Source organism: Pseudoalteromonas sp. SG45-2, from assembly GCF_014164115.1.
Lineage (GTDB): Bacteria > Pseudomonadota > Gammaproteobacteria > Enterobacterales > Alteromonadaceae > Pseudoalteromonas > Pseudoalteromonas distincta.
On the sequence record NZ_JACJEO010000003.1, the window covers coordinates 154,541 to 178,648 of the forward strand.

Below are 24,108 nucleotides of genomic sequence, written 5' to 3' on the forward strand. Positions count from 1 at the left end.
CAATAGTATTATATTTAATTAATACCGAATATTTATTATACATATATGCATAATGTTTATAAAAATTGACTTTAACCCCCTCTTTCACGTTAAAATGCGAAGATGTGCTTAAAACAGATTTCAGAACTTTAAAATCTAAAAATCAGAATAGATATCTTAATAGGAGATACATAGCGATGGCAGATAAAAAAGCCACAGTCCATATTGATGGACTAGATCCAATCGAACTTCCAATTTATCAAGGCACTGCTGGCCAAGATGTAATCGACGTACGTACGTTAGGTTCACATGGTCACTTTACTTATGACCCAGGTTTCATGTCGACTGGTTCTTGTGAATCTGCAATCACCTATATTGATGGTGGTAAAGGTGTACTACTTCACCGTGGTTACCCAATTGAGCAATTAGCTGAAGATTCTAACTATATTGAGCTTTGCTACTTACTTTTAAATGGTGAGTTACCTTCTAAAGAACAATATGAAGTTTTTAAGAATGAAATCACTACAAGCACTATGCTTGACGAGAAGATTGCTAACTTTTTCCAAGGTTTCCGCTTTGACGCTCACCCAATGGCAATGCTTTGTGGCGTAGTGGGTGCATTATCATCTTTTTATCATGAAGACCTTGATATTACTGATGCAGAACAACGTAAAACAAGTGCAGTTAAGCTAGTTGCTAAGTTACCAACTATTGCTGCAATGGCCTATAAAACAAACATCGGCCAACCGTTTGTATACCCACGTAACGATTTAAGCTACGCAGAAAACTTCTTACACATGATGTTCTCTGTGCCTGCTGAAGAATATAAAGTTAACCCTGTAACTGCTAAAGCTATGGATAAAATCTTTATGCTTCATGCAGATCATGAGCAAAATGCATCGACTTCAACAGTTCGTCTTGCTGGTTCATCAGGTGCTAACCCGTATGCATGTATTGCAGCTGGTATTGCTTCTTTATGGGGACCTGCTCACGGCGGCGCTAACGAAGCATGTTTAAACATGTTAGAAGAGATTGGCTCTGTGGACCGTATTGATGAATACGTTGCTAAAGCTAAAGACAAAGCTGACCCATTCCGCCTTATGGGCTTTGGTCACCGCGTTTACAAAAACTTCGACCCACGTGCTACAGTAATGCGTCAAACGTGTCATGAAGTTTTAGCTGAGCTAAATATCCAAGATCCACTTCTTGATATTGCTATGAAGCTTGAGCAAATTGCCCTTGAAGACCCGTACTTTGTAGAGAAGAAACTATACCCTAACGTAGATTTCTACTCTGGTATTATCTTAAAAGCGATTGGTATTCCAACAAGCATGTTCACTGTAATTTTTGCAATGGCACGTACTGTTGGTTGGATCACTCACTGGGATGAGATGCTATCTCAACCTGGTCATAAGATCAGCCGTCCTCGCCAAATGTATACTGGTTACACTCAACGTGACTACGTATCAACTGACAAGCGTTAATTAGCGCTGGTTAGTTTAAAAGGCCGCATTTTGCGGCCTTTTTTATTAACAGCACTTGAGAATTATCATAAACCGATTACAATCCCTGCCTTAAAAACACTATGTAGATGAGCTATGCCTACTTTAAAGTTTGATATAAATAAAATTAGAAAAGACTTCCCGACATTAAATCAAACAATAAACGGCTGCCCGCTTGTTTATTTAGACTCAGCAGCAACCTCACAAAAGCCTCAATCAGTTATAGATACAATTACTGAGTTTTATGCGTTTCAAAATGCAAATGTACACCGTGGACGCCATACACTTAGCGAGCAAGCCACTTATTCATACGAACAAGTACGGGATAAAACTGCACAGTATTTTAATGTGTTTAGTAAAGAGATTGTATGGACTAAAGGTGCTACAGAAGCCATAAATTTGGTCGCTAACGGCTTAAAAAAGCGTTTAGATGAAAGTCATACCATAATAATATCTCCGCTTGAGCATCACGCAAACATAGTGCCTTGGCAACTAGTAAGCCAACAGACGGGAGCTAAATTAGTCTCTCTGCCGCTTAATAATAACGGCACGCTAAACATACAACAATGCTGTGAATTTATAAAAGAAACAAAACCTGCCTTATTAGCTATTACACAAGCATCGAACACACTGGGTAATATCACTGATTTAAAGCCACTAATTGTAGCTGCAAAAGAGGTGAATTCGCTTGTTTTAGTGGACGGAGCCCAAGGTGCACTGCATTTAAAACCCGATTTACGTGAATTAAACTGTGACTTTTATGTTTGCTCAAGCCATAAAATGCTCGGTCCAACAGGCTTAGGTGTACTTTATGGCCAATATGAAGAGCTAAATACGCTAGATATTTACCAATCCGGCGGTGAAATGATCGATAAAGTTTACTTAACTCATAGCACTTATCGCCCTGCGCCTGCAAAATTTGAAACTGGCACACCAAATATCTCTGGAGTTTTAGGCTTTGGTGCCGCATTAGACTATTTAAATGAATTAGATCACGTGCAAATACAGCAATATGAACAAGAATTGTTTAGTTACGCGGCACAAAAATTGGTAAAGGTGGATGGCATTACCATATTCAGCAACCTATCTGACAATATTGGTACACTCTGTTTTAATTTTAAAGATGAACATCCTTATGATTTGGCAACTTTACTTGACGGATATGGGGTTGCAGTCAGAAGTGGACACCATTGTACGCAACCATTAATGACACATTTAGGGCTTAATGGAACGTTAAGAGCGAGTTTTTCTTTTTATAATACCTACAAAGATGTAGATATATTCATTGATTCACTTAAAAAATGTATCGCTTTATTAGATTGAACGCCAGTTTAATAGAATTAATTAGGATAACTCATGACAAATACGTTTAACAAAGTCACAGAATCTATAAAAAATGCACCTGCTTGGCAGCAAAAATATCGTGAAATAATGCTTTTAGGAAAAACATTACCGGCTTTAGCTGATGTTTTAAAAACTGATGACGCACTTGTACCAGGCTGTGAAAGCAAAGTATGGATGTTCGTTGAATTTGACTTAACCGAAAATACACTTGTTGTAATAGGTGACTCTGATACTCGTATAGTAAAAGGATTATTAGCTATTATTTTAGCGCTTTATAACGGGCTAACACCAGAACAGGTAGTGAATAAAAATGCGTATGAAGAATTTGAAAAGCTCGGCCTTATAAGCCACTTAAGCGCATCACGTGGTAATGGTATTAAAGCCATGGTTGATAAGATACAAACCATGGCACAACACAAGCTTAGTTAACGAAAACTAAGCTTGTGAGCGGTGTTTTTTATCTAGATATTTACGCACCGCTTTTGCAGCAACAAAAAAACCAAAGCTTCCTGTGATCATAGTCACAGAGCCAAAACCATTATTACAGTCCATATTCATCGTGCCATCAGCACTTTGCTTAGCATGACATACGCTGCCATCGCTTCCTGGGTAAACCAATTGCTCTGTTGAGTAAACACAATCAATATTAAACTTACGTTTAGGATTATTACTAAAATTATATTGCTTGCGCAAAATATAGCGCACCTTTGCAAGTAATGGGTCTTGCGTAGTTTTAGCTACATCACCAAAGGTTATTTGGCTAGGATCTGTTTGCCCGCCAGCACCACCAGTTGTAATTATAGGTAGTTTATTACGTTTACAGTGAGCAATTAATGCTGCTTTTTCTTTAACTGCATCAATACAATCAATTACATAATCAAAACCTTGAATATGCTCTTGAATATTATCAAGCGTAATAAAGTCATCTATTACATGAACTTGGCACTGTGGATTAATGAGCTCGCAGCGCGCTTTCATTGCATCGACTTTAGCTTGACCAATAGTGCCCGTTAACGCGTGAATTTGTCTATTGACGTTAGTCGCACAAATATCATCCAAATCTATAAGTGTTATTTTACCAACACCAGTACGTGCAAGTGCTTCTGCTGTCCAGCTTCCTACACCACCAATCCCTACTACACAAAAATGTGCTTCTTGAAGCCAATCAAACTGTTGATGACCATATAAACGTTTAATACCACCAAAACGTATATCTGTAACTTTTTCGCTCATTTACCAATCCAGTTGCCATGGCAATTGCCATGCTTGAAAATCTTGATGTTTAAGTAACGCCAAATACTCATCACCATTATCGGGTAATAAAGTTAGCTGTATTTGTTCACTTTGCCATAAAAAGCTCAATGCATATGCATGTAAATAGGTACGATTTGATGGCGTGCCTGAATACATTGCATCGCCTAAAATAGCTGCGCCCACACTTTTTAGTGCCACTCTTAGTTGATGTGTTTTGCCAGAGTAAGGTTTTAAAATATACCCTCTAAACCCTGGCTTATAACTCAGAGAGTAGAATCGGGTGATTGCAGGGTTAAGTGTACTCGTTAGTAACTTAAACGAGCCACGGCGAGACTTAGCCATATCGCCTTTTATCCACCCCTGCTTCTTTTTTGGTTTAGCATCACTAATCGCTAAATAAAATTTAGCAATCGCACGCTCAGTAAACATAACAGTAAAGGCGGCTGCAGCGGATTTGTTTCGCGCTAAAATAATCAGCCCTGATGTCACTTTATCTAAACGATGAACGGCATAAAGCTTTTGCGATAATTGTTGTTCAGCTAAAACAACAAAGCCGGGCCCCTCTTCAGAATGAAAATTAAGACCCGCTGGCTTTTCTAAAATATAAAAATCGTTATGTGTATAAACAACTTTTAATATCTTACTTACTTGCTCACTCACACGTTTTTACTTTTAATATGCGCTATCACTTTAGCTAAGTCATCAGGCGTATCTACACCTGCATGAGGGGCTATTTGAGCTTGTTCTATTTTAATTTTATAACCGTGATACAAAACACGTAACTGCTCAAGTGATTCGAGTAATTCTAGTGGTGATACACTAAGCTCTATGTATTGTTTAATAAAACCCGCTCTGTACGCATAAATACCTACATGACGTTGAAATGGTGCTAAATTAAGGGCAGTGCTATCATCCATCATCGTATTTCTATCAAACGGTATACTTGCACGAGAGAAATACAGGGCATTTTTATTTATATCGCTAACCACTTTAACGGCATTAGGATTAAATACTTCATCACGTTCTTCAATAGCAACACTTAACGTTGCCATTGGTGCTGTTGAATCACTTAATAGTGCAGCAACTTGAGATACGTTTTCTGGTGCAAGTAGTGGCTCATCGCCTTGTACATTAACCACAATTGTATTGCTATCAAGTTTAAGAAAATCAACCACTTCAGCTAATCGTTCAGTACCCGACTGGTGATCTTCACGCGTCATTACTACATCATTAGTAAACATACTTACTGCATCAAATACTTTTTGATGATCGGTTGCTATAACTACTTTACTAGCACCTGATAAACATGCTTTTTCGTAAACGTGTTGAACCATCGGCTTGCCACAAATATCAGCAAGCGGTTTACCTGGTAGTCGGGTCGATGCAAAACGAGCAGGAATTACAACTACGAATTCCACTTTTCAACCTCTTCTAAAGATAACTCACGTGCTTCATTTTCAAGTAATACTGGAATATCATCTTGAACAGGATAAGCAAGCTTAGCTGCTGTGCTAATTAGTTCGTTGTTGTCTCTATCAAAGCGTAATTTTCCCTTACAAACAGGGCACGCAATTATCTCGAGTAATTTTGTATCAAAGGCCATTGAGTATTCCTTTTTCTTTTAATATTGAATTTAATTTGTTTATTACGCTATCGGTAGGTTGTGCATCTACTGGTAAATAATACCAATTAGGCTTTGCAAAGGACTTACATTTAACGGCATCTTTTTCGGTCATTATAATGCAATCATCACCAAATTGTGCAAAATCATCTACTGTATAAGCATAATGATCTCTAAAATGATGAGTCGATAATAACGTAATATCTTGTGCTTCTAATGAGTTTTCAAACCGTTTAGGGTTCCCAATTGCACTTATTGCATGTGCTTCACTTACGTTACTTTTTGCATAATCGCTTGAATTAACCAAGCGAAGATTACTTACTTGTAATGTGTAGCTATTATTAGCCTCACCACCATTTTCAATTACTATATCGACACTTTGCAAACGTTTAGTTGTTTCACGAAGTGGCCCTGCTGGTATAACAAAGCCATTACCAAAACGACGCTCACTATCAACAATACAACACTCAATGCTACGAGGCATTTTATAATGCTGCATTCCATCATCAGAAATAATAACATCGAGTGTATAATTATTTTCTAATAAATCGATATTGTGTTGTCTATTAGGCCCAACCGCTATTGGGCACTTTAAACGATGGTATAAAAGTACGGGCTCATCTCCAGCCTGCTGAGCATCTACAAGCTCAGTAACTAACAGCGGGTAATTTTCTGATTGCCCACCATATCCTCTACTAATAATTCCCACTGATAAACCTTGCTGTGTTAAATGACCATACAGCCACAAAACAAAAGGCGTTTTACCATTACCGCCAACACTTATATTGCCAACTACAATTACAGGCGTTTTGCACTCAAAAGGTTTAAGTATTTTAGCGCTGTATAAGTATTTTCGAAATGACGATACAACCCAAAACAAAGCACTTAATGGTAATAACAGTAAAGTAATTAGACCAAATGGTTTATACCAGCTTTGTTCTATTTTACTCACGCCTGATCACCAAACTGCATTTTGCAAAGGGCTGAATAAGTACCGTCATTTGCTAATAAACTATTGTGATCGCCACTTTCTATTACACGACCATTATCAATAACATAGATTCGGTCACTGTTTTCGATAGTAGATAAGCGATGCGCAATAACAATTGAGGTTTTATCTTTCATTAGCGTTTCTAATGCTTGCTGAATAAGCTTTTCAGATTCGGTATCAAGTGCTGATGTAGCCTCGTCTAAAATCAAAATAGGTGCGTCTTTTAATATTGCACGTGCTATCGCTATACGCTGGCGTTGACCGCCGGAGAGCATTACACCATTTTCACCTACCATGGTGTTTAATTGCTCTGGCAGGTCTTTAACAAACTCCCAAACATGCGCTTGTTTAGCAACTTGCTCTAATTCTTCCTCAGACACATCATGCTTTATGCCATAACAAATATTGTTAGCAATCGTATCGTTAAATAACACGACCTGCTGAGACACTAAAGCAAATTGGCGACGCAAATCTGTTAATTTATAATCCTGCAGGGCTATACCATCAAGTAATATTTCACTCGGTAACTCTAAGTCATAGTAGCGTGGTAATAAATTAGAAATTGTTGATTTACCCGAGCCTGAGCGCCCAACTAAGGCAATACTTTCACCCGCTTTAATCGTTAGCGACAAATCGTTTAATACGGCTTCATCTTTTGTTGGGTACTTAAAGGTTACATTTTTAACTTCAATTACCCCTTTAACTTTATCGACTGAAACGGTGCCAGTATCTTTTTCCATTTCTTCATCTAAAACTAAAAATATACTTTGAGCTGCAGAGATACCACGCTGCATATCGCTATTAACATTGGCGAGTTGTTTTAGCGGTCGCAATAGCATCATCATTGAGGCAATCAATGCCATGAAGTCACCTGAGGTAATCGTATCAATCATTGATGGAAGAGATACAGCCCATAAAATAACAGCCATAGCACTTGCTGCTAATATTTGAATAATTGATACACTTAAAGCTTTTGTCGCATCCATTTTAATGCGCTGCTGGCGGTTATGATTATTAATCTTTGAGAAATGGTTTATTTCTTGGTCTTGTCCGCCAAATCCATGAATAACTTTATGTCCGCTAAGCATCTGTTCAGAGCTACGTGTAACCTGCCCCATAGCTGATTGGATACTTTTAGAAATATGGCGAAAACGTTTCGATACAACCGCTACAATAATGGCAACGAGAGGGATGATGACTAAAAATATAAGTGAGAGCTTCCAACTGGTATAAAACATTACACCAAGTAAAAAGACAACAAAGGCTCCTTCACGTACAACAATAAGTAACGCTTTAGTAATTGCTTGTTGAACTTGCTCTGTGTCAAAAGTGATTTTTGAAATTAAATCGCCTGTTGAGTTTTTGTCATGAAAAGAAACGGGTAAATGCAATATGTGCTCAAATAACTCTTGGCGTAAAGAGCGTACAACTTGAGAGCCCACATAACTTAAACAGTACGAAGACATAAAGTTAAAAACACCACGCCCTAGTACTAACGCGATAACAACAAAAGGAGCGTACTTTAAAACTTCTGTATTTCGCTGGTTTAAACCTTGATCAATAAACGGCTTCATTAATTGAATGAATAAAGCATCCATTGCTGAATAGCCTATCATCCCAACAATTGCGATAAAAGCGACGCTTTTGTATGCGCCAACATACGAAACAAGACGTTTATAAATTTGTGCAGTACTTTGATCCATAACACTCTCTAAATACAGTAACTCCCTGTATTGTATCCTTCGATGAGATAAAACTAAACGTCAATCTTTGATAAACCAATAACTTTCCTGCCCTCTTGCTGTTTCTATGACCAAATTGTTTGAGTAGAATTTAATACTAATTTGTCCTTCAACGCCTGTTGTAAATTGCTCGGCGCTTATTGCTTTGTAACGCTCGACAACAACTGGCTTGGGAAATTCCCACTGTCCTTTATAAGCACTTGAATGAATCACAACTTTAGGAGCTACATCACTAATAAAATTAACACTTGAGGATGTATCACTGCCATGATGTGGGCTTAACATGACTGTACTTTTCAACGATGTATTATTCGCTAATAAAGAGGCTTCTCGGGATTTTGATATATCACCTGTAAATAACACACTATAAGTATTACTCGATACTCTAACAACGCATGAATCGTCGTTTTCATTCCCATACCCTCTAGTGCTAAAGCTTTCTACTCTTAAACCGACAAAATCAACACTTTGGACTTCACACACATTAAGTGTATTTTCAGGGTGAAATTGCTTTAATGTTTCCCCAAATCCAGCTTCAATAAAATGCTGTATTCCTCCAGCGTGATCGCTGTCTTCATGACTTAGAATCGCTGTTTTTACTGTGAAATTATTTGCTTTTATATAAGGCAATAAGATACTTCGCGTACGACTAAAACGATTAAAATAACTTGGACCAAAATCATAGATAAGCACTTGGTTATCTTTTTCAATTAATGCCATGAGACCATGCCCAACATCAAACACATGAAGCTGCCAGTTAGGCTTTTCTTTTAGAAGGTTATTCAATAAAAGTACTGTTAAAGGAATGAAAGAAAGCAACTTATAGGGGAGTAAGTAAATCATCAACATAGTAATATAGGTAAAAATGACGAATATTAACTCGATTCGTCCTGTTGTCAGCCATCTTAACGGCTCGGGTATTTCATAAAGTAATTTAAATAACGCATATAACCCTGTATCAAACAAATGTATTAAATTACCTATATCTATAAAAGTACTCAGTAATGTAAAAACAATCAAAAATGGCAAAATAATGATGGAAAGAAACGGTATCGCAATTAAGTTAATCACTAGTCCTGCAATACTTACGCCATTAAAAAAATAAAGTGAAAGTGGTAATAAACCGATAAACAATGCTACTTGAATAACAAATAACGCAATAATTTTGTTTTTTATTCGTGTTTTTAATATTGGTAATTTATTAATAACAGTAAAAATTATAGCGACAGCTAAAAATGAAAAATACAGACCTGGATTAAGTAAATTAAATGGGTTAACAGCAAGCACTATTACCAAGGCAAATAAAATACTACGCCATCGCAGCGGCTGCTTAGCAAGAAAATAAACTAACAAATAACAACTCAGCATAATTAGCGCTCGCGTTGCTGATACTAAAAAGTCACTTAAATATACGTAAACTAATGCAGCTATAAAACCGAACGAACTGTAGTAAAGTGTAAGGTTAAATGATTGACCAATTGAAAAGTTTATTTTCGTACAGATAAATCGAATGAATAAATAACCAAAGCTAAAAATCAAACCAATATGTAAACCCGATATAGCCAGTAAGTGACTTAACCCAAGTGATTGCATTAATTGTTTATCTGTATAGCTCATCAACGATTTATCACCACTGAGTAATGCATAATAGAGCCACTGCAATCTTGTATTTGTATAGGTATTTTTAATGAAGTTTTGATAATCTAGTACGATGCTTTGTTTATCGCTGTGTATTATATTAAGCTCTTTATTGAGAACTTTGCCTTTAAATAATATCCTATTTATAAATGCATAACGTTCATTATCAAACACATTAAAATTTTTATTACTGCGAAAATATTTTAAATGGATTAATGCAGAGAATTCATCCCCGACTGTAAAGGGCTGTGCAGAATTAACACTGAGCATTGCTTTGGGTGCTCTAAAACTCGAAAAACTACTCCCGTCTAATGCCACTATTTTGGCTTTGATATACTGAGGTTTTTTATCAGAAATAACCTCTTCAACAACTAATGTAGAATCAAGTGCATACTTTTCGTTCGATTTTGGTATTTCAAAACTATAAAAAAGGTAAAAATGCATACCAACAAAGCAAATTGCACAAATAAAGCCTAACAATACGTTTAAAAACGGCTTAAAATAAGCGCTCACTATTACAATGAAAATTGTGAAGACTGTAAATTCGAGAGTTTGATAATAAAACACGGTTGCTACACAGCCAATTACAAACCCAAGACTTATCCACACTGATGTAAATGGTTGCTTTAAATGGCTAAAAAAACGATCCAAAGATTTTTACCTGATCCAAATAAAATTAGACATCATAAATCACTAAAAATATTTGGACGACTTTTGCAAGACGCAAATCTTTGGCATTTAAATAGACGTTCAGCTCGAGGGGCCTTCGCGGTTGGGTTATTTTTTGCTTTCATCCCTGTTCCTTTTCAAATGGTTTTAGCCGCAGCAGGTGCTATATTATTTAGGGTTAATTTACCCATATCAGTTGCTTTAGTATGGCTTACGAATCCATTAACCATGCCACCTATCTTTTATGGCTCATACTTAGTGGGTACGTTAATACTTAATCAGCCAGAACAACACTTTGTATTTGAAGCAAGTTGGTCTTGGTTTTTAGAAAGTATAGAAACAATTGGTCCTGCATTTTTATTAGGTTCATTAGTATGTGCTTCTATTGCATCAATTATAGGATATTTTGGTATCGATATTATTTGGCGCCGCTCTGTGAAAAAAGCATGGTTATCACGAAATAATTAGTGGCGTTAAAGCTAAATAATCGCTGCAATCCTAATCTAATAAAATATTATAGACGAAAAAAAACCAACTTTATCAAGTTGGTTTTTTTATAATCAATAAACTTTAAAAGCGAAATACACGCCTTAAGCCAACCAGTGGTAATAACAATAATGTATACCAAGGGAAGCTAGCAGAGTTACGCTCATAAACTTCAGCTTCTACTGGAGCACAGCTTTCTACTTCACCATTTGCAATTGGCGTTAGTTTAACTGCTATTGCAATACTCTCATATTCAATTTCACCATTAATATCAGTTACTACACCGCCTAATGAATCTAGCTTTTCAACTGTTTTAGTCGCAGTACCAAATATTTCATTATTTTCGTTGATAGCAGTCGCTTCAACCATAGTATAAGCGTAATCAGTTTCACCGTCGGTGTCATAACAAGGCAGTAAATCGTTTAGATTAGTGATTTTGTCTTCACCAATTTTGTAAATAAAGGCCTCTTTGAGTCGCGAGCTATCGGAAACACCCACTTCCCCTTCACCTACAATATAACCTTGGTTGTTTATATCGTTACCGTAAGAACTTGAGCTTGAAAAGTAATCAGTAGGGAAAACCGTACTACCCGTTGCTATATCATGGTAAAAGAATTTATTACGAAGAGTGCCTTCAATACGCTTAGTTGCATAACCTGTAATTACATCGTTATCATTAATAGCAATTGATTTACCAGACTGCCAGTCATCTTCTTGATTAATAAAATCAACAACCGCACCGTCTTTAAAATAAACTGGCATTGTAAGAATTGTATCGTCATTTTTGTAATAACGTGTATTCGATGAACCTACAATTGTACCGTTGTTGTTCACTGCTAGAGCAGTACTCGTAAATGCGTCATCTTCCGTTTCACCTTCATCAGGTGTAAGTGCCATACCAAGCTCTTCAACAGAAATAATATTTAACGATTCATCAAGTTCCCATTTAACAGCACGCTTATTAAATAAGCCTCGTGAAATATTAGAATTTAATAAATTGATACACACTGACGTTGGTTCGTCTTCATTATCACAGTTATCATCAATATTATCTTGTCTGTCATCAGGAATACTTGTAGAGATATTACCTACAACAGTGTAACCACTATTAGTTTTGACAATATCGTTAGCACGGCTTGTTCCGCCGTATTCATTAAACTCTGGCTCTAACTCAACACTTATACTGCCATCAGCACTTATTACAATCCCACGTTCTATAAATTCGTGGGTAAACCACGTTTCTGCATCATCTTCACCATCAGGTGTAAAAGACACTTTATCGTAAGGAGCGCTTCCCCAACCGACTGTAACACCATCTTCAGTTACAGCATTAAAAAGGTTAGTAGTTGAACGTGTTAGTCCGTCATAATCAACAGATGCAATATCAAATAATGGTTGCTCAGTTATTTGTGTATCATTATATTTTATGCCTACTAATGAGCTTAATTTTTGATATTCAAAATTTGTAGAAATTGAAGATAAAAAACTAACCATGAAAGTGTGTGCATCAGCATTAGTAAGTACCGCATCATTATTTTCAATGTCATCAAGTGTGAAGGTAATCTCTTTATCACTTAATTCAAATGCTGCCTCTGTATTGTCATAGCTATTTTCAATAAGGTTTTCAGTAAAATCTATATAGCTTGTATCAATAGGTAAATTGTATAAACCATTTGCGAAACCAATAATATGCCCGCTTTCGCTTACATCTGTTACATAAGAATATTTAGCGTCTTCAAGAGTCCCTAATTCACTTAACTGGTACGTCGCACTTGTTGCTGAAGTGCTTAATGTCGCTAAAATACTGGCAGCGAGTAATTTATATTTCATTTTAATCCTTACTACTGATTCTGTAATTCTTCAAGTTCTTCCCAGCGCTCAAGGGCAGCTTCAAGGTCAGACTCAAGTTGTGCTAAATGGTTCAATGCTTTAGTTGTTACATCACTCTCTTGTTTAAAAAAGTTTGCGTCACTCACTACAGCTTGTTGAGCTTCAATTTCAGCTTCTAGTTTTTCCATTTTATTCGGTAGTTGCTCTAATTCAAGTTTTAATTTGTAAGAGAGTTTATTTGTCTTAGCTGCTGGTTTTGCAGCTGGAGCGGCTACTTTTTCAACTTTTTTTACTGGTTGTTGCTGAATTTTTTTTTCTTGTTCAGCTAAGTAACCTACATAAGCTTCATAGTCGCTATAACCACCGACGATATCTGTTACTTTACCATTGCCTTCAAATGCCCATACACTAGAACATGTATTATCAATAAATTCTCGGTCATGGCTTACAATCAGCACGGTACCTTGATATTGATTAATAATGTCCTCTAGTAACTCTAACGTTTCAATGTCCAAGTCATTCGTTGGCTCATCGAGAACAAGTATATTAGATGGTTTTAAAAACAGTTTAGCTAATAGCAGTCTATTTTTTTCACCACCAGAGAGTGCTTTAACCGGGGTTCGAGCGCGTGCTGGAGGGAACAAAAAGTCTTGCAGGTAACCTAAAACATGGCGTGAACGACCGCCCATCATCACTTCTTGTTTACCTTCGGCAACGTTATCTTGAACAGTTGCTTCTTCGTCAAGTTTTTCACGGTATTGGTCAAAGTAAGCAAACTCTAAATTAACACCTTGCTTAGTAATACCACTATCAGGTTCTAAATCACCAAACATTAGTTTTAATAGTGTTGTTTTACCAATACCATTTGGGCCTACTAAGCCAATTCTGTCGCCACGCATTACAAGTGTCGAAAAATCATCAGCAATAACTTTGTCTTTAAATGCATGGCAAAGGTTCTTAGCTTCAAATACCAACTTACCTGAGCGATCAGCTGTTTCAATATTAAAGTCAGTTTTTCCAACTTGATCAACACGTTGCTTGCGCTCATTACGTAGCTGTTTTAGCTCTCGAACACGCCCTTCGTTACGCGTTCTTCGCGCTTTAACACCTTGGCGAATCCACGTTTCTTCTTCAGCTAAACGCTTATCAAACAATGCATTTTGCGCTTCTTCTACTTTTAAATCATGCGCTTTTTGCTCTAGATAAGTCGCGTAATCACCTGGGTACGAAATAAGTTTACCGCGATCTAAATCTAAAATACGCGTAGCAACAGCGCGAATAAACGCACGGTCATGCGATATAAATACAATGCCGCCTTTAAATTCTTTTAAAAACTGTTCAAGCCACATTACACTAGCCATATCTAAATGGTTTGTTGGCTCATCTAGTAATAATAAGTCAGGCTCACTTACAAGTGCACGCGCAAGTGCTACTTTACGTAACCAGCCACCAGAAAGGGACTCAAGTTTAGCCTCTGGTGTTAATTCTAATTGTGTCAAAACTAATTGAATTCGGCTATCAAAGCGCCAACCATCAGCGGCTTCAAGTTGGTTTGATAAACGTTCAAGCTTGTTTAATAACTTATCAGTACATTGTGTTTGCAGTTCGTTGCTAACATGATGAAAATCAATGAGTAGGTTAGCAATTTCCGGCATACCCTGCGCAACGTAATCAAATACAGTTCCGCTTGCACCTTTTGGTGGATCTTGCTCTAAACGAGAAATTCGAATGCCACCAAGCTGATTTATTTCACCATCATCTAAAACAACTTGTCCATCGAGCACTTTTAATAACGTTGACTTACCCGCTCCATTTCGACCAACTACACACACCCTTTCGCCACTTTCTATAACGGCGTCTGCTTTGTTAAGCAAAGCATGTGTACCAAAAGCAAGTTGTGCTTTTAAAATTCTTATTAAATCCATAGTTCTTATTTGCTCTTATTCTGCTTGTGCTGAAAATTCGCGCACAGAGTGTAAAGTAAAAGGCCAATATAATTTCTCGCCTTTTTCACTTTTTAATACAGGAATAGTAATTTGATACTCAGCAATAAGCTGCTCATCAGTCATAATATCGATTAGTAATAACTCACTGTTGTCATTTAGTACATCAGTGATAAGTTGCTCAGCCTGTTCGCACAAGTGGCAACCATCAGTATGATATAAAATCCATTTAGCCATGCGTAATTAGCCAGCTATTATGGATTTTTTTATTACGTTTGAAGTCTGGTGATAGCGTTTTATCTGAGATATTAACGGCTTTTAAACCTAAACCAATCAGGCCAACTTCATCCATTACAAAACCACGTTTGTTATTAGAGAAAATCAAAGTACCTGATGGACTTAAAATCTTTTTAACCCACGTTAATAATTTAATGTGATCACTTTGCACATCAAACGCGTCTTTCATACGTTTTGAGTTTGAGAACGTTGGAGGGTCTAAAAATATCAAATCATATTGTGCTGTCGCATGCTCTAACCACTTTAAACAATCTGCTTGTTCAAAACGGTAACGTGTATTACTGATATTGTTTAAATCGAAGTTATCTTGGCCCCATTTTAAATAGGTTTTAGATAAATCAACTGTTGTAATTGCTTTAGCGCCACCAAGTGCAGCATGCACAGAGGCTGTACCTGTGTATGCAAACAAGTTTAAAAAGCGCTTATCTTTCGAATTTTCTTGAATATAACGACGCATTAAACGGTGATCTAAAAACAAACCTGTGTCTAAGTAGTCAAATAAATTAACTTTAAACTTAGCACCAAACTCTTCAACTACCATAGTGCGGTTTTGTTTAGACATGGCCGTATACTGCTCTTCGCCCTTTTGCTTTTTACGCACTTTTACAGCAATATTTTCAGGTGAGATATCAAGTTGTTGCGAAGTCAATGTTATTACGTCTTGCAGGCGTTTTTCTGATGTTTTTTCATCAATTTCTTTAGGCGCTGCATATTCAAAAATAACCGCAGAATCACCGTAAATATCTACAGCAACATTGTACTCAGGGATATCCGCTTCATAAACACGATAAGCGTCTACTTTATTTTGTTTAAGCCAGTTTTTTAAGCCTTGCTTATTCTTTTTCAATCTATTTGCGAATGACGTAGAGCCCTCAAAATTAAGCGCTTTTTTATCATCGGTAGTCAAACTTACTTGCTTATCATCTAATTGATATAAGTTAAGTTCAACATCAAGTGGGCCATTTTTAAACTTATAACGCTTAAGGCGCACAAGTTTTAAAAGTTTAAATAAGCTCTCGTCCATACCTAGTAAGGCAAGTTTCCAATGATTAAAGTGCATTTTAAAGCCAACACCTAAATTACGGTGTAAATCAACAAGCTCAGCCATAGAACCAATACGTTCACCATAAGGTAAGTTTGAAATTACAACACCCGGTAATTTTGCAACAGCAGTAAGTTTAGTTGCATCGCTTTGCTTAAACTTAATAACATCATCAAGCTCAGCACGTTTGGCATTATCAATCGCTTTATTTAAAACTTGTTCATCGTAATCGTGGCCAATTAACCACAATTTAGGATCGGTAATGTTAGCAAGTAACTCTTCTTTAAGTTCTTTAAACTTAGCGGCTCTAAAACTGGGTAAACGCTCAAAAGCAAAGCCTTCACGAAATAATCCCGGTGCTTCGTTTCGTGCCATCCCAGCCGCTTCGATTAAAATAGTACCCGCACCACAACATGGATCGAATAAAGGTTGTTTTACATTATCAAGCCAACCACTTCGTTTAATTAATGCAGCCGCTAAATGTTCTTTAATTGGTGCTTTACCTTGACCTTGACGGTAACCACGTTCAGACAAACGAGGGCCCGAATAGTCAATATACATAGAAACGCCGTAACGATTTAATCGTGCAACAACACGCACATTTGCATCTTGCTTATCAACGTTAGGACGCTGCTCGTATAAATCATTAAAGTAGTCAACAATCGCATCTTTTATTACAAGACCCGAAAATTGTGTGTTTTTTAATGAGTCATTGGTACCGTTGAAGTCGACAGCGAATGTTTGAGTTGGTCCAAACCACTCTTGCCAAGGTTGCGAGCGAGCAAAATTATACAGGCTATTCTTGTCATCTACGCCTTCTTTTTCTTCAATAAGCATAAGCACACGCGTTGCAAAACGACTTGATAAACAAACCTTTTGCGCCAGTAATGAGTCAGCCTCAAAACGAACAGAACCAACAGTTTGCTTAGACACAGTTGCGCCAAGTTCTGTTAGTTCATCAACCAATAAATTTTCGATTCCGATAGAAGTAAGTGCGATAAATTGCAAAGTAATAACCCTTAATAGCTAATTGCGCAGGATTATAACATAGGTTGGGCTACAAACACGCCATAAAGACACGCTTAAGACTTAAATTTGGTTAGGCGGTTTGACTTTGATATTGCTGATTTAGGATGGGGTGTACTCGATTATTCAAAATACGGATTACTTCAAATTGCGCTAAAGATAAGTTTTCGTCTAATTTAAAGGTTTCGCTTAAATTTAAGCAAATAGATGCATCAGGGCAATGCTCTACAATTAAAAAATCGCCAGTCTGCGTTTTAGATATTAATTTAACTATTGCTTCTACACTTGGCTCTGTTCCAGTGTACTCTTCAAAAAACCAGCTTTTTGATAAAACGGGTTTTAAGTGATATTTAACAGCGGTTGCATTTAGCGATATTTGACAAATTTGAGCAGCAGACCACAATTCAAACCCATCTAAATAGTTATAAACTTGTTCATAAAATGCAGCATCTTCTAGACTAAAACGTGGATTTTTAAAAACAGAATCGGTGAGTTGTCTTAACTTATAGGGCGTACATAATTGCATGTCGTCATTTAAATCAAGTAACAAACGATTTTTATTAGGACAAGTAATCCACTGCCATTGCTTTGATGCTTGTAACATTTACTCCTCCTTGGGTATGTTGAATAATTATTGCTCACAGTATAACCGCTTTTGACCACTTTTAAAATGCTTGCTTAGAACATTTATCGAACGATCAAAAGCTTAGATAACTGATCCTTATAAGCCGTTAACGATCGACTTTACCAATTGTGGACCTTTGTAGATGAACCCAGTATAAACCTGGACTAAATTTGCGCCTGCATCGAACTTTTCTTTTGCTGATTGCGCATCATCTATTCCGCCTACTCCGATGATTGGTAACTTACCTTGTGTTAAGCGTTTCAATTCACTCACTACCTCTGTAGAACGCATTCTAACTGGGTGACCTGATAAACCGCCGGCTTCTTCTGCATATAGCTGGCCCATAACTGCAGCTCGCTCAAGCGTGGTGTTGGTGGCAATTACACCATCGATTTTATTATTTAAAAGTGACTCACTTACTTGCTCTATTTGAATTTGATCTAGATCCGGTGCAATTTTTACAAGCATAGGCACTTGTTTATTGTGCTTTGCAACTAAATCTAGCTGTTCGTTTTTAAGACTTTGCAGTAAATCATCAAGTGCAGCGCCATATTGCAAATCACGCAAGCCAGGTGTATTTGGTGATGAAATATTTACCGTAATATATGAGGCATGTTCAAATACTTTACGCATACAATGAATATAGTCATCTTTACCTTGTTCATTTGGCGTATCTTTATTTTTACCAATATTAATACCGAGTATGCCGCTGTATTTTGCTGCTTTTACATTTGCAACTAAGTTATCAACGCCTTTATTATTAAAACCCATACGGTTAATAATAGCGTTTGATTCTGGCAACCTAAAAATACGAGGTTTATCATTACCAGCTTGAGCACGCGGCGTAATAGTGCCAACTTCAATAAAACCAAAGCCCATTTGGCTGAATGCATCAATACATTCCGCATTTTTATCAAGGCCAGCTGCTAGCCCTACAGGGTTTTTAAATTTCAGACCCAAAAAGTCGACTGGCTTATCAGAAATATTTTGCGACCAAGCTAAATTTAAAGGTGTATTGGTAAAACGACGAAGATTATTAAGTGCAAACTCATGCGCCCACTCCGCATCACGGGTAAACATAAAACGGCGAGCTAAATCATAAAACATCAATATAATCCTCTTTTTAAATTTTAGACAAAAAAATACCTCAGACAAGGCTGAGGTATTGTATAACAATTTTAACAATCAGTTATTTATTTACTAAACAATTAACTGATTAAAGCTAAATTATTTTCCTGACGTATCACAATTGTGGCTTAACAACATAAGTTCACGAAGTGCAACCGAGAACTTAGCAAAGTCGTGGCTTTGTGATGTTTTAAACTCAGCCAGCATTTGTTTCCAGCGTTGAAGTAATAAATCTTGGCTATCCATCCACTCGTCTATTTGACTATCAACATCGCTCTCATCACCTTCAAAGCTATTTAATACAACTTCAGATAACGTACGTTGCTGCCAATCAAGCTCTTCTCGATAAGACGAGCGAGCAAGTGCTTGCCAATGATTTGCTACTGGTTGCTTAGTTATTTGCTCTAAGAACCAATGCAGACCCATTCTTGCACCTAGTTTAAAGTAAGTATTGGACACCATCGAAATACTCTTACCTGAACTATTCGCAACTTCTGCTAAATCCATCACAGAGAATAAGCTTGATAAAGAAACAATACGATTAGCTATATCTGTTGGAACGCCCGCGTCAATTAACTTATTGGCCTCAATTACAATACGATCATTTTCTTTTTCAATCATATACGTATTTAAGTTATCGCTTAAATCTTTGAATGTTGGCGCAAAGAATTCAATTCCTTGTTCAATCGTTTGTGACTTATTACGATGACGTAAGAACCAACGCGTTGCTCGGCGCACAGTACGACGAAGTTGGTAAAGCATTTCAGTTTGAACTGCTGCTGGTATTTTATTATCAAGTGCACTAATAGAAGACCATGTTTCACGCATTTCAAATATTTCGCTAGCAATTGAGTAACACATTGCTATCTCAGCTTCATTAGCACCAGTTTCTTCATGCATACGTACCATGAAGTTTAAACCCATATCGTTAACGATACTGTTAGCAAGTTTAGTTGCAATAATTTCTTTACGAAGTGGGTGGTTGTTCATCGCATCGTTAAACTTCTCACGCAATGGACGTGGGAATGACTTAACAAGCAATTGGCGATAGTAAGGGTTTTCAGTAATTTCATCACTTACTAAAGACTCTTTTAATACCATTTTTGCGTAAGACACTAGCACTGAAAGCTCAGGACGAGTTAAGTCTTTACCTGCAGCGGCGCGTTCTGCCAATTCTTCATCACTTGGAATAAATTCGATAGCACGGTTTAACTTGCCTTCTTTTTCAAGCGCATGAATAAAGCGAATCTTTTCTTTGAGCGTTGAAGTTCCTTTAGACTGCGTAATTGAAATAGTATGTGTTTGACGGTAACAGTCTTTTAATACTAATTCAGAAACTTCATCTGTCATTGAGTAAAGTAGCTCATCACGTTGTTTACGTGTTAGGTCACCTTCAGCGACTAAGCCATTAAGTAAAATCTTAATGTTAACTTCGTTATCTGAACAGGCAACACCCCCTACGTTATCAATAAAGTCAGTATTAACACGACCACCTTTAGCTGCAAATTCAACACGACCTAATTGCGTTGCACCTAAGTTACCGCCCTCACCTATTATTTTAGCGCCTAAATCTCTACCATTGATACGTAGTGCATCGTTTGCACGATCCCCTACATCGGCATCAGTTTCTTTAGAGTGTTTAATGTATGTACCAATACCGCCATTCCACAGTAAATCAAACTCCATCATTAATGAGGCTTTCATTAACTCATTTGGTGTCATACTAGCTTTTTTAGTGCCCAACATTTTTTTCATTTCTGGGCTAAGCGTAATTGATTTAGCTGCACGAGAGAACACACCGCCACCGGCAGAAATTAGCTCTTTATTGTAATCTTCCCAAGAAGAACGCGGCATATTAAATAAACGTTCGCGCTCTGGATAAGATGTAGCAGCATCTGGATTAGGGTCAACAAAAATGTGCATATGGTTAAAGGCAACTTGTAGACGAATATGCTTAGATAACAGCATACCATTACCAAATACATCGCCTGCCATATCGCCAATTGCTACTACTGTAAAATCGGTAGATTGACAATCAATATCCATTTCACGGAAATGTCGTTTAACTGACTCCCATGCGCCTTTTGCTGTGATACCCATTTTCTTATGGTCATAACCAACCGAGCCACCAGATGCAAATGCATCACCTAGCCAGAAATTGTATTCGTTAGCAATGCCATTTGCGATATCAGAGAAAGTAGCAGTTCCTTTATCCGCTGCAACTACTAGGTAAGCATCATCTTCATCGTGACGAACAACATCGCGCGCTGGTACTATTTCACCACGCTCAATATTATCAGTAATATCTAAAAGACCACGGATAAAGATTTTATAACACTCTTGGCCTTCTTTAATAAACGCTTCACGCTCAGTCGGTAGTTGTTTACATACAAAGCCACCTTTAGAACCTACAGGTACGATTACAGTATTTTTAACTTGTTGTGCTTTAACTAAGCCAAGTACTTCAGTACGGAAGTCTTCACGACGGTCGGACCAACGCAGACCACCACGTGCTACTTTGCCGTAACGTAAATGCACGCCTTCTACGCGCGGAGAATAAACAAAAATTTCAAACGCAGGTAAAGGAAGTGGTACATCAGGAATTAAGCTAGGTTGTATTTTAAACGACACATAAGACTTAAACTGTCCGGCATCGTCTTTTTGGAAATAGTTAGTACGCAGCGTCGCAACAATCATATCAACGTATAAACGTATAATACGGTCATCATCAAGGTTTGCTACATTTTCAAGCTCTAAATAAATTTGCGTGCTTAGCTTTTCAAGTGTTTTAGCACTTGCAGGGCTTTTAACTGAGAACTTTTTAGCAAACAAGTTAACAATTTGCGCTGCGATATTTGGATAATTTGCAAATGTACTTTCTATGTAACTTTGTGAGAACGTTACACCAATTTGACGCATGTATTTAGCATACGCACGTAAAATAGAGGCTTCGCGGCCTGTTAGACCACCCATTAACACTAAACGGTTAAAACCATCGTTTTCAAGGCGGTTGCCCCAAACATTTGTTAATGCAGCACGAAAACGTGCTGAAATTTTATCAAAATCCGCCATCCCTTTGCTGTCAATAAGCATCGAGAAGTCCATGATCCAGTTGATACGACCATCGCTAGTTTTAACTGAGTATGGTGTTTCACCAACAACGCGAAGGCCAAAGTTTTCAAGCATTGGCATAACATCAGATAAGTGAATCGGCTCATCTTTATGGAATAAGCTTAATCGTACAATATTGCTGTTTGCTTCTTCTTGAGGACGGTAAAACAACATTTCTAGTTTGTTTTCATCGCTAAGTAGTTCTAACTTTTCAATATCAACAACCGCAGCACTTGGAAGCACTTCATCTTTGTATGAGCGTGCAAACGCATTACAGTATTTACGATTTAAGTCGTTACCACGAGCTTCACCCGCAGACTCTAAAAGTGCAGATTGAAGTTTATCTTCCCACGTACGTGCAGCTTCTACTAAATTGTTTTCGATGTCTTTCACGTTATATTCGATCTTGTTGTCGGTCACACGAACGGTGTAATGAGTACGCGCCAGTGTTGACTCAGAGAAATAAGTAGTAAATTCGACTTTATCGTCAGAATTAAATGCATTAGCTAATATATCTTGCGTTTCACGACGAAGAGCCGTGTTATAACGCTCGCGAGGTACATAAACCATACAAGATAAAAAACGACCATACGCATCTTTACGTACAAACAAGCGACACATATCGCGCTCTTGTACTTGTAACACACCCATAGCAACTTCAAGTAGCTCACCTTCGCGCGCTTGAACTAGCTCATCACGTGGGTAGGTTTCTAAAATATTTAAAACAGCTTTGTAAGCGTGAGTACCTTTAGCAAAATCACACATTTCCATAATGCGATTAATTTTACTTTTTAACACAGGTACATCAGTAGCACTGTTATTGTAAAAGCTTGATGAAAATAAACCGATAAAGCGGTCTTCACCAATTACATTGCCTTCATCGTCAAAACGCTTAATGCCTACATAATCGATGTAAGCTGGACGATGAACACGAGAAACAGAGTTAGTTTTTGTTAAAATCAGTAGGTTGCTGCTACGAGCTTCTTGACGTGCAACTTCAGGTAATTCTGATAATAAGCGAGTGTGTTCTTCAGTCGAGTTTTTCATCAAGCCTAGGCTTGTATCCATTTTACCTTTTAGTTGGTAATCACCTTGAACTGGGCTTAACTCATATTCACGGTAACCCATTAGGGTAAAATTATCTTTAGCTAACCAATCTAAAAACTCAGTTGTTTCTGAAACTTCATCTTTACTTTTATTATGATGACGTTTAGGTAACTCTTTAGTCACTGCAATCAATTTTTTACGGATTGGTTGCCAATCATCAACAGCAACTGATACATCAACAAGCACAGACTCTAATTCTTTTTTGAAAGACTCAATCACAGAAGAATCTGTTTGACGGTCAATTTCAATAAAAAATACTGTTTTAGTAGATGAAGATTCTTGCTCTGCTTTTAAATTTGATAATCCAGAAATTTTAGCGTTTTCATCACGCTTAATTTTTAATGGGCAGTGAAGTAATAAGTGAGAGGCGATATTTTCACGAGTCATGGCCATACGAACAGAATCAACTAAGAACGGCATATCTTTAGTGATAATTTCAACGATTGTATGTGATGACTGCCAGCCATCTTTTGCCACTTCTGGATTGAAAACGCGGATAACAGCGTCGTCAGTAGTATTTTTTTCTAGCGAGTTCCAAAGGCTTAATGCTGCGCCATATAGGTCACTATCGTTGCGGTTTGCCAAATCCTCTTTAGACATATTGCTGTACAAGGCTTTGGCGAATTTCTCAACGAGTAACACATTATCAGCGCGAACTTTTTTCTGGATTAGCTTACAGACATTATCTAGGATAACCGAGGCTTGGCCTTCATTTCGTGTCATTGTATGTTCCTTAATCTATTACTGCTAAAAGCAGAATATTTGTACAGCGT

General features: G+C 37.3%; 18 protein-coding genes. 4 read left to right on the forward strand and 14 right to left on the reverse strand.

The window, feature by feature from the left end:
* Positions 1 to 176 precede the first annotated feature (176 nt).
* The 3 genes from H5116_RS03000 (at position 177) to H5116_RS03010 (ending at position 3,254) form a co-directional block, all read left to right on the forward strand.
* Entirely contained in the window at positions 177 to 1,463 is a 1,287-nt protein-coding gene (locus H5116_RS03000) for a citrate synthase (protein ID WP_002961796.1), read from the forward strand.
* A 114-nt stretch (positions 1,464 to 1,577) separates the two neighbouring features.
* Entirely contained in the window at positions 1,578 to 2,804 is a 1,227-nt protein-coding gene (locus H5116_RS03005) for a SufS family cysteine desulfurase (protein WP_182715526.1), read from the forward strand.
* A 33-nt stretch (positions 2,805 to 2,837) separates the two neighbouring features.
* Positions 2,838 to 3,254 (forward strand): SufE family protein, encoded by a 417-nt coding sequence (locus H5116_RS03010; protein WP_182715527.1) that lies wholly within the window; start codon positions 2,838 to 2,840, stop codon positions 3,252 to 3,254.
* A 6-nt stretch (positions 3,255 to 3,260) separates the two neighbouring features.
* Here the strand turns inward: H5116_RS03010 and tcdA are convergent, their stop codons facing one another.
* The 7 genes from tcdA to H5116_RS03045 are packed head-to-tail and all read right to left on the reverse strand — an operon-like array spanning position 3,261 to position 10,722.
* Entirely contained in the window at positions 3,261 to 4,058 is a 798-nt protein-coding gene (gene tcdA, locus H5116_RS03015; protein ID WP_182715528.1) for a tRNA cyclic N6-threonylcarbamoyladenosine(37) synthase TcdA, read from the reverse strand.
* On the reverse strand, positions 4,059 to 4,739 hold the full coding sequence (locus tag H5116_RS03020) for a TIGR01621 family pseudouridine synthase (RefSeq protein WP_182715529.1): 681 nt from the start codon (positions 4,737 to 4,739) through the stop codon (positions 4,059 to 4,061).
* A complete protein-coding gene (gene kdsB, locus H5116_RS03025) occupies positions 4,736 to 5,497 on the reverse strand; it encodes a 3-deoxy-manno-octulosonate cytidylyltransferase (protein WP_165743201.1) in 762 nt (253 codons plus the stop codon). The genes H5116_RS03020 and kdsB overlap by 4 nt, the downstream gene beginning before the upstream one ends.
* On the reverse strand, positions 5,485 to 5,682 hold the full coding sequence (locus H5116_RS03030; RefSeq protein ID WP_182681254.1) for a Trm112 family protein: 198 nt from the start codon (positions 5,680 to 5,682) through the stop codon (positions 5,485 to 5,487). The genes kdsB and H5116_RS03030 overlap by 13 nt, the downstream gene beginning before the upstream one ends.
* A complete protein-coding gene (gene lpxK, locus H5116_RS03035) occupies positions 5,672 to 6,652 on the reverse strand; it encodes a tetraacyldisaccharide 4'-kinase (RefSeq protein WP_182715530.1) in 981 nt (326 codons plus the stop codon). Before lpxK ends, H5116_RS03030 begins: the two co-directional genes overlap by 11 nt.
* A complete protein-coding gene (gene msbA / locus H5116_RS03040) occupies positions 6,649 to 8,394 on the reverse strand; it encodes a lipid A export permease/ATP-binding protein MsbA (protein ID WP_182715531.1) in 1,746 nt (581 codons plus the stop codon). Before msbA ends, lpxK begins: the two co-directional genes overlap by 4 nt.
* Before the next feature lie 60 nt (positions 8,395 to 8,454).
* On the reverse strand, positions 8,455 to 10,722 hold the full coding sequence (locus H5116_RS03045) for a DNA internalization-related competence protein ComEC/Rec2 (protein ID WP_182715532.1): 2,268 nt from the start codon (positions 10,720 to 10,722) through the stop codon (positions 8,455 to 8,457).
* On the opposite strand from H5116_RS03045, the gene H5116_RS03050 reads away from it, so the two are divergent.
* A complete protein-coding gene (locus tag H5116_RS03050) occupies positions 10,702 to 11,208 on the forward strand; it encodes a DUF2062 domain-containing protein (protein WP_024595571.1) in 507 nt (168 codons plus the stop codon). The genes H5116_RS03045 and H5116_RS03050 overlap by 21 nt on opposite strands.
* A gap of 102 nt (positions 11,209 to 11,310) precedes the next feature.
* On the opposite strand, the gene H5116_RS03055 is transcribed toward H5116_RS03050, so the two are convergent.
* From H5116_RS03055 to H5116_RS03085, 7 genes are all read right to left on the reverse strand, one after another.
* Positions 11,311 to 13,056, reverse strand: coding sequence for a DUF3466 family protein (locus H5116_RS03055; RefSeq protein ID WP_182715533.1), 1,746 nt, complete (start codon positions 13,054 to 13,056; stop codon positions 11,311 to 11,313).
* 11 nt (positions 13,057 to 13,067) lie between these two features.
* A complete protein-coding gene (locus H5116_RS03060; RefSeq protein WP_002961781.1) occupies positions 13,068 to 14,981 on the reverse strand; it encodes an ABC transporter ATP-binding protein in 1,914 nt (637 codons plus the stop codon).
* A 15-nt stretch (positions 14,982 to 14,996) separates the two neighbouring features.
* Entirely contained in the window at positions 14,997 to 15,236 is a 240-nt protein-coding gene (locus tag H5116_RS03065; protein WP_182715534.1) for a glutaredoxin family protein, read from the reverse strand.
* Positions 15,229 to 17,346, reverse strand: a complete 2,118-nt coding sequence (gene rlmKL / locus H5116_RS03070; RefSeq protein WP_182715535.1) for a bifunctional 23S rRNA (guanine(2069)-N(7))-methyltransferase RlmK/23S rRNA (guanine(2445)-N(2))-methyltransferase RlmL — start codon at positions 17,344 to 17,346, stop codon at positions 15,229 to 15,231. Before rlmKL ends, H5116_RS03065 begins: the two co-directional genes overlap by 8 nt.
* A 91-nt stretch (positions 17,347 to 17,437) precedes the next feature.
* Positions 17,438 to 17,968, reverse strand: coding sequence for a cell division protein ZapC domain-containing protein (locus H5116_RS03075; RefSeq protein WP_182692355.1), 531 nt, complete (start codon positions 17,966 to 17,968; stop codon positions 17,438 to 17,440).
* A gap of 117 nt (positions 17,969 to 18,085) precedes the next feature.
* Positions 18,086 to 19,096 (reverse strand): quinone-dependent dihydroorotate dehydrogenase, encoded by a 1,011-nt coding sequence (gene pyrD / locus H5116_RS03080; protein WP_165743190.1) that lies wholly within the window; start codon positions 19,094 to 19,096, stop codon positions 18,086 to 18,088.
* Between the two features lie 120 nt (positions 19,097 to 19,216).
* Positions 19,217 to 24,058 carry an NAD-glutamate dehydrogenase gene (locus H5116_RS03085; RefSeq protein ID WP_182715536.1) on the reverse strand — a complete coding sequence of 1,614 codons (4,842 nt, stop codon included), beginning with the start codon at positions 24,056 to 24,058 and terminating at the stop codon, positions 19,217 to 19,219.
* Between the last annotated feature and the right edge of the window lie 50 nt (positions 24,059 to 24,108).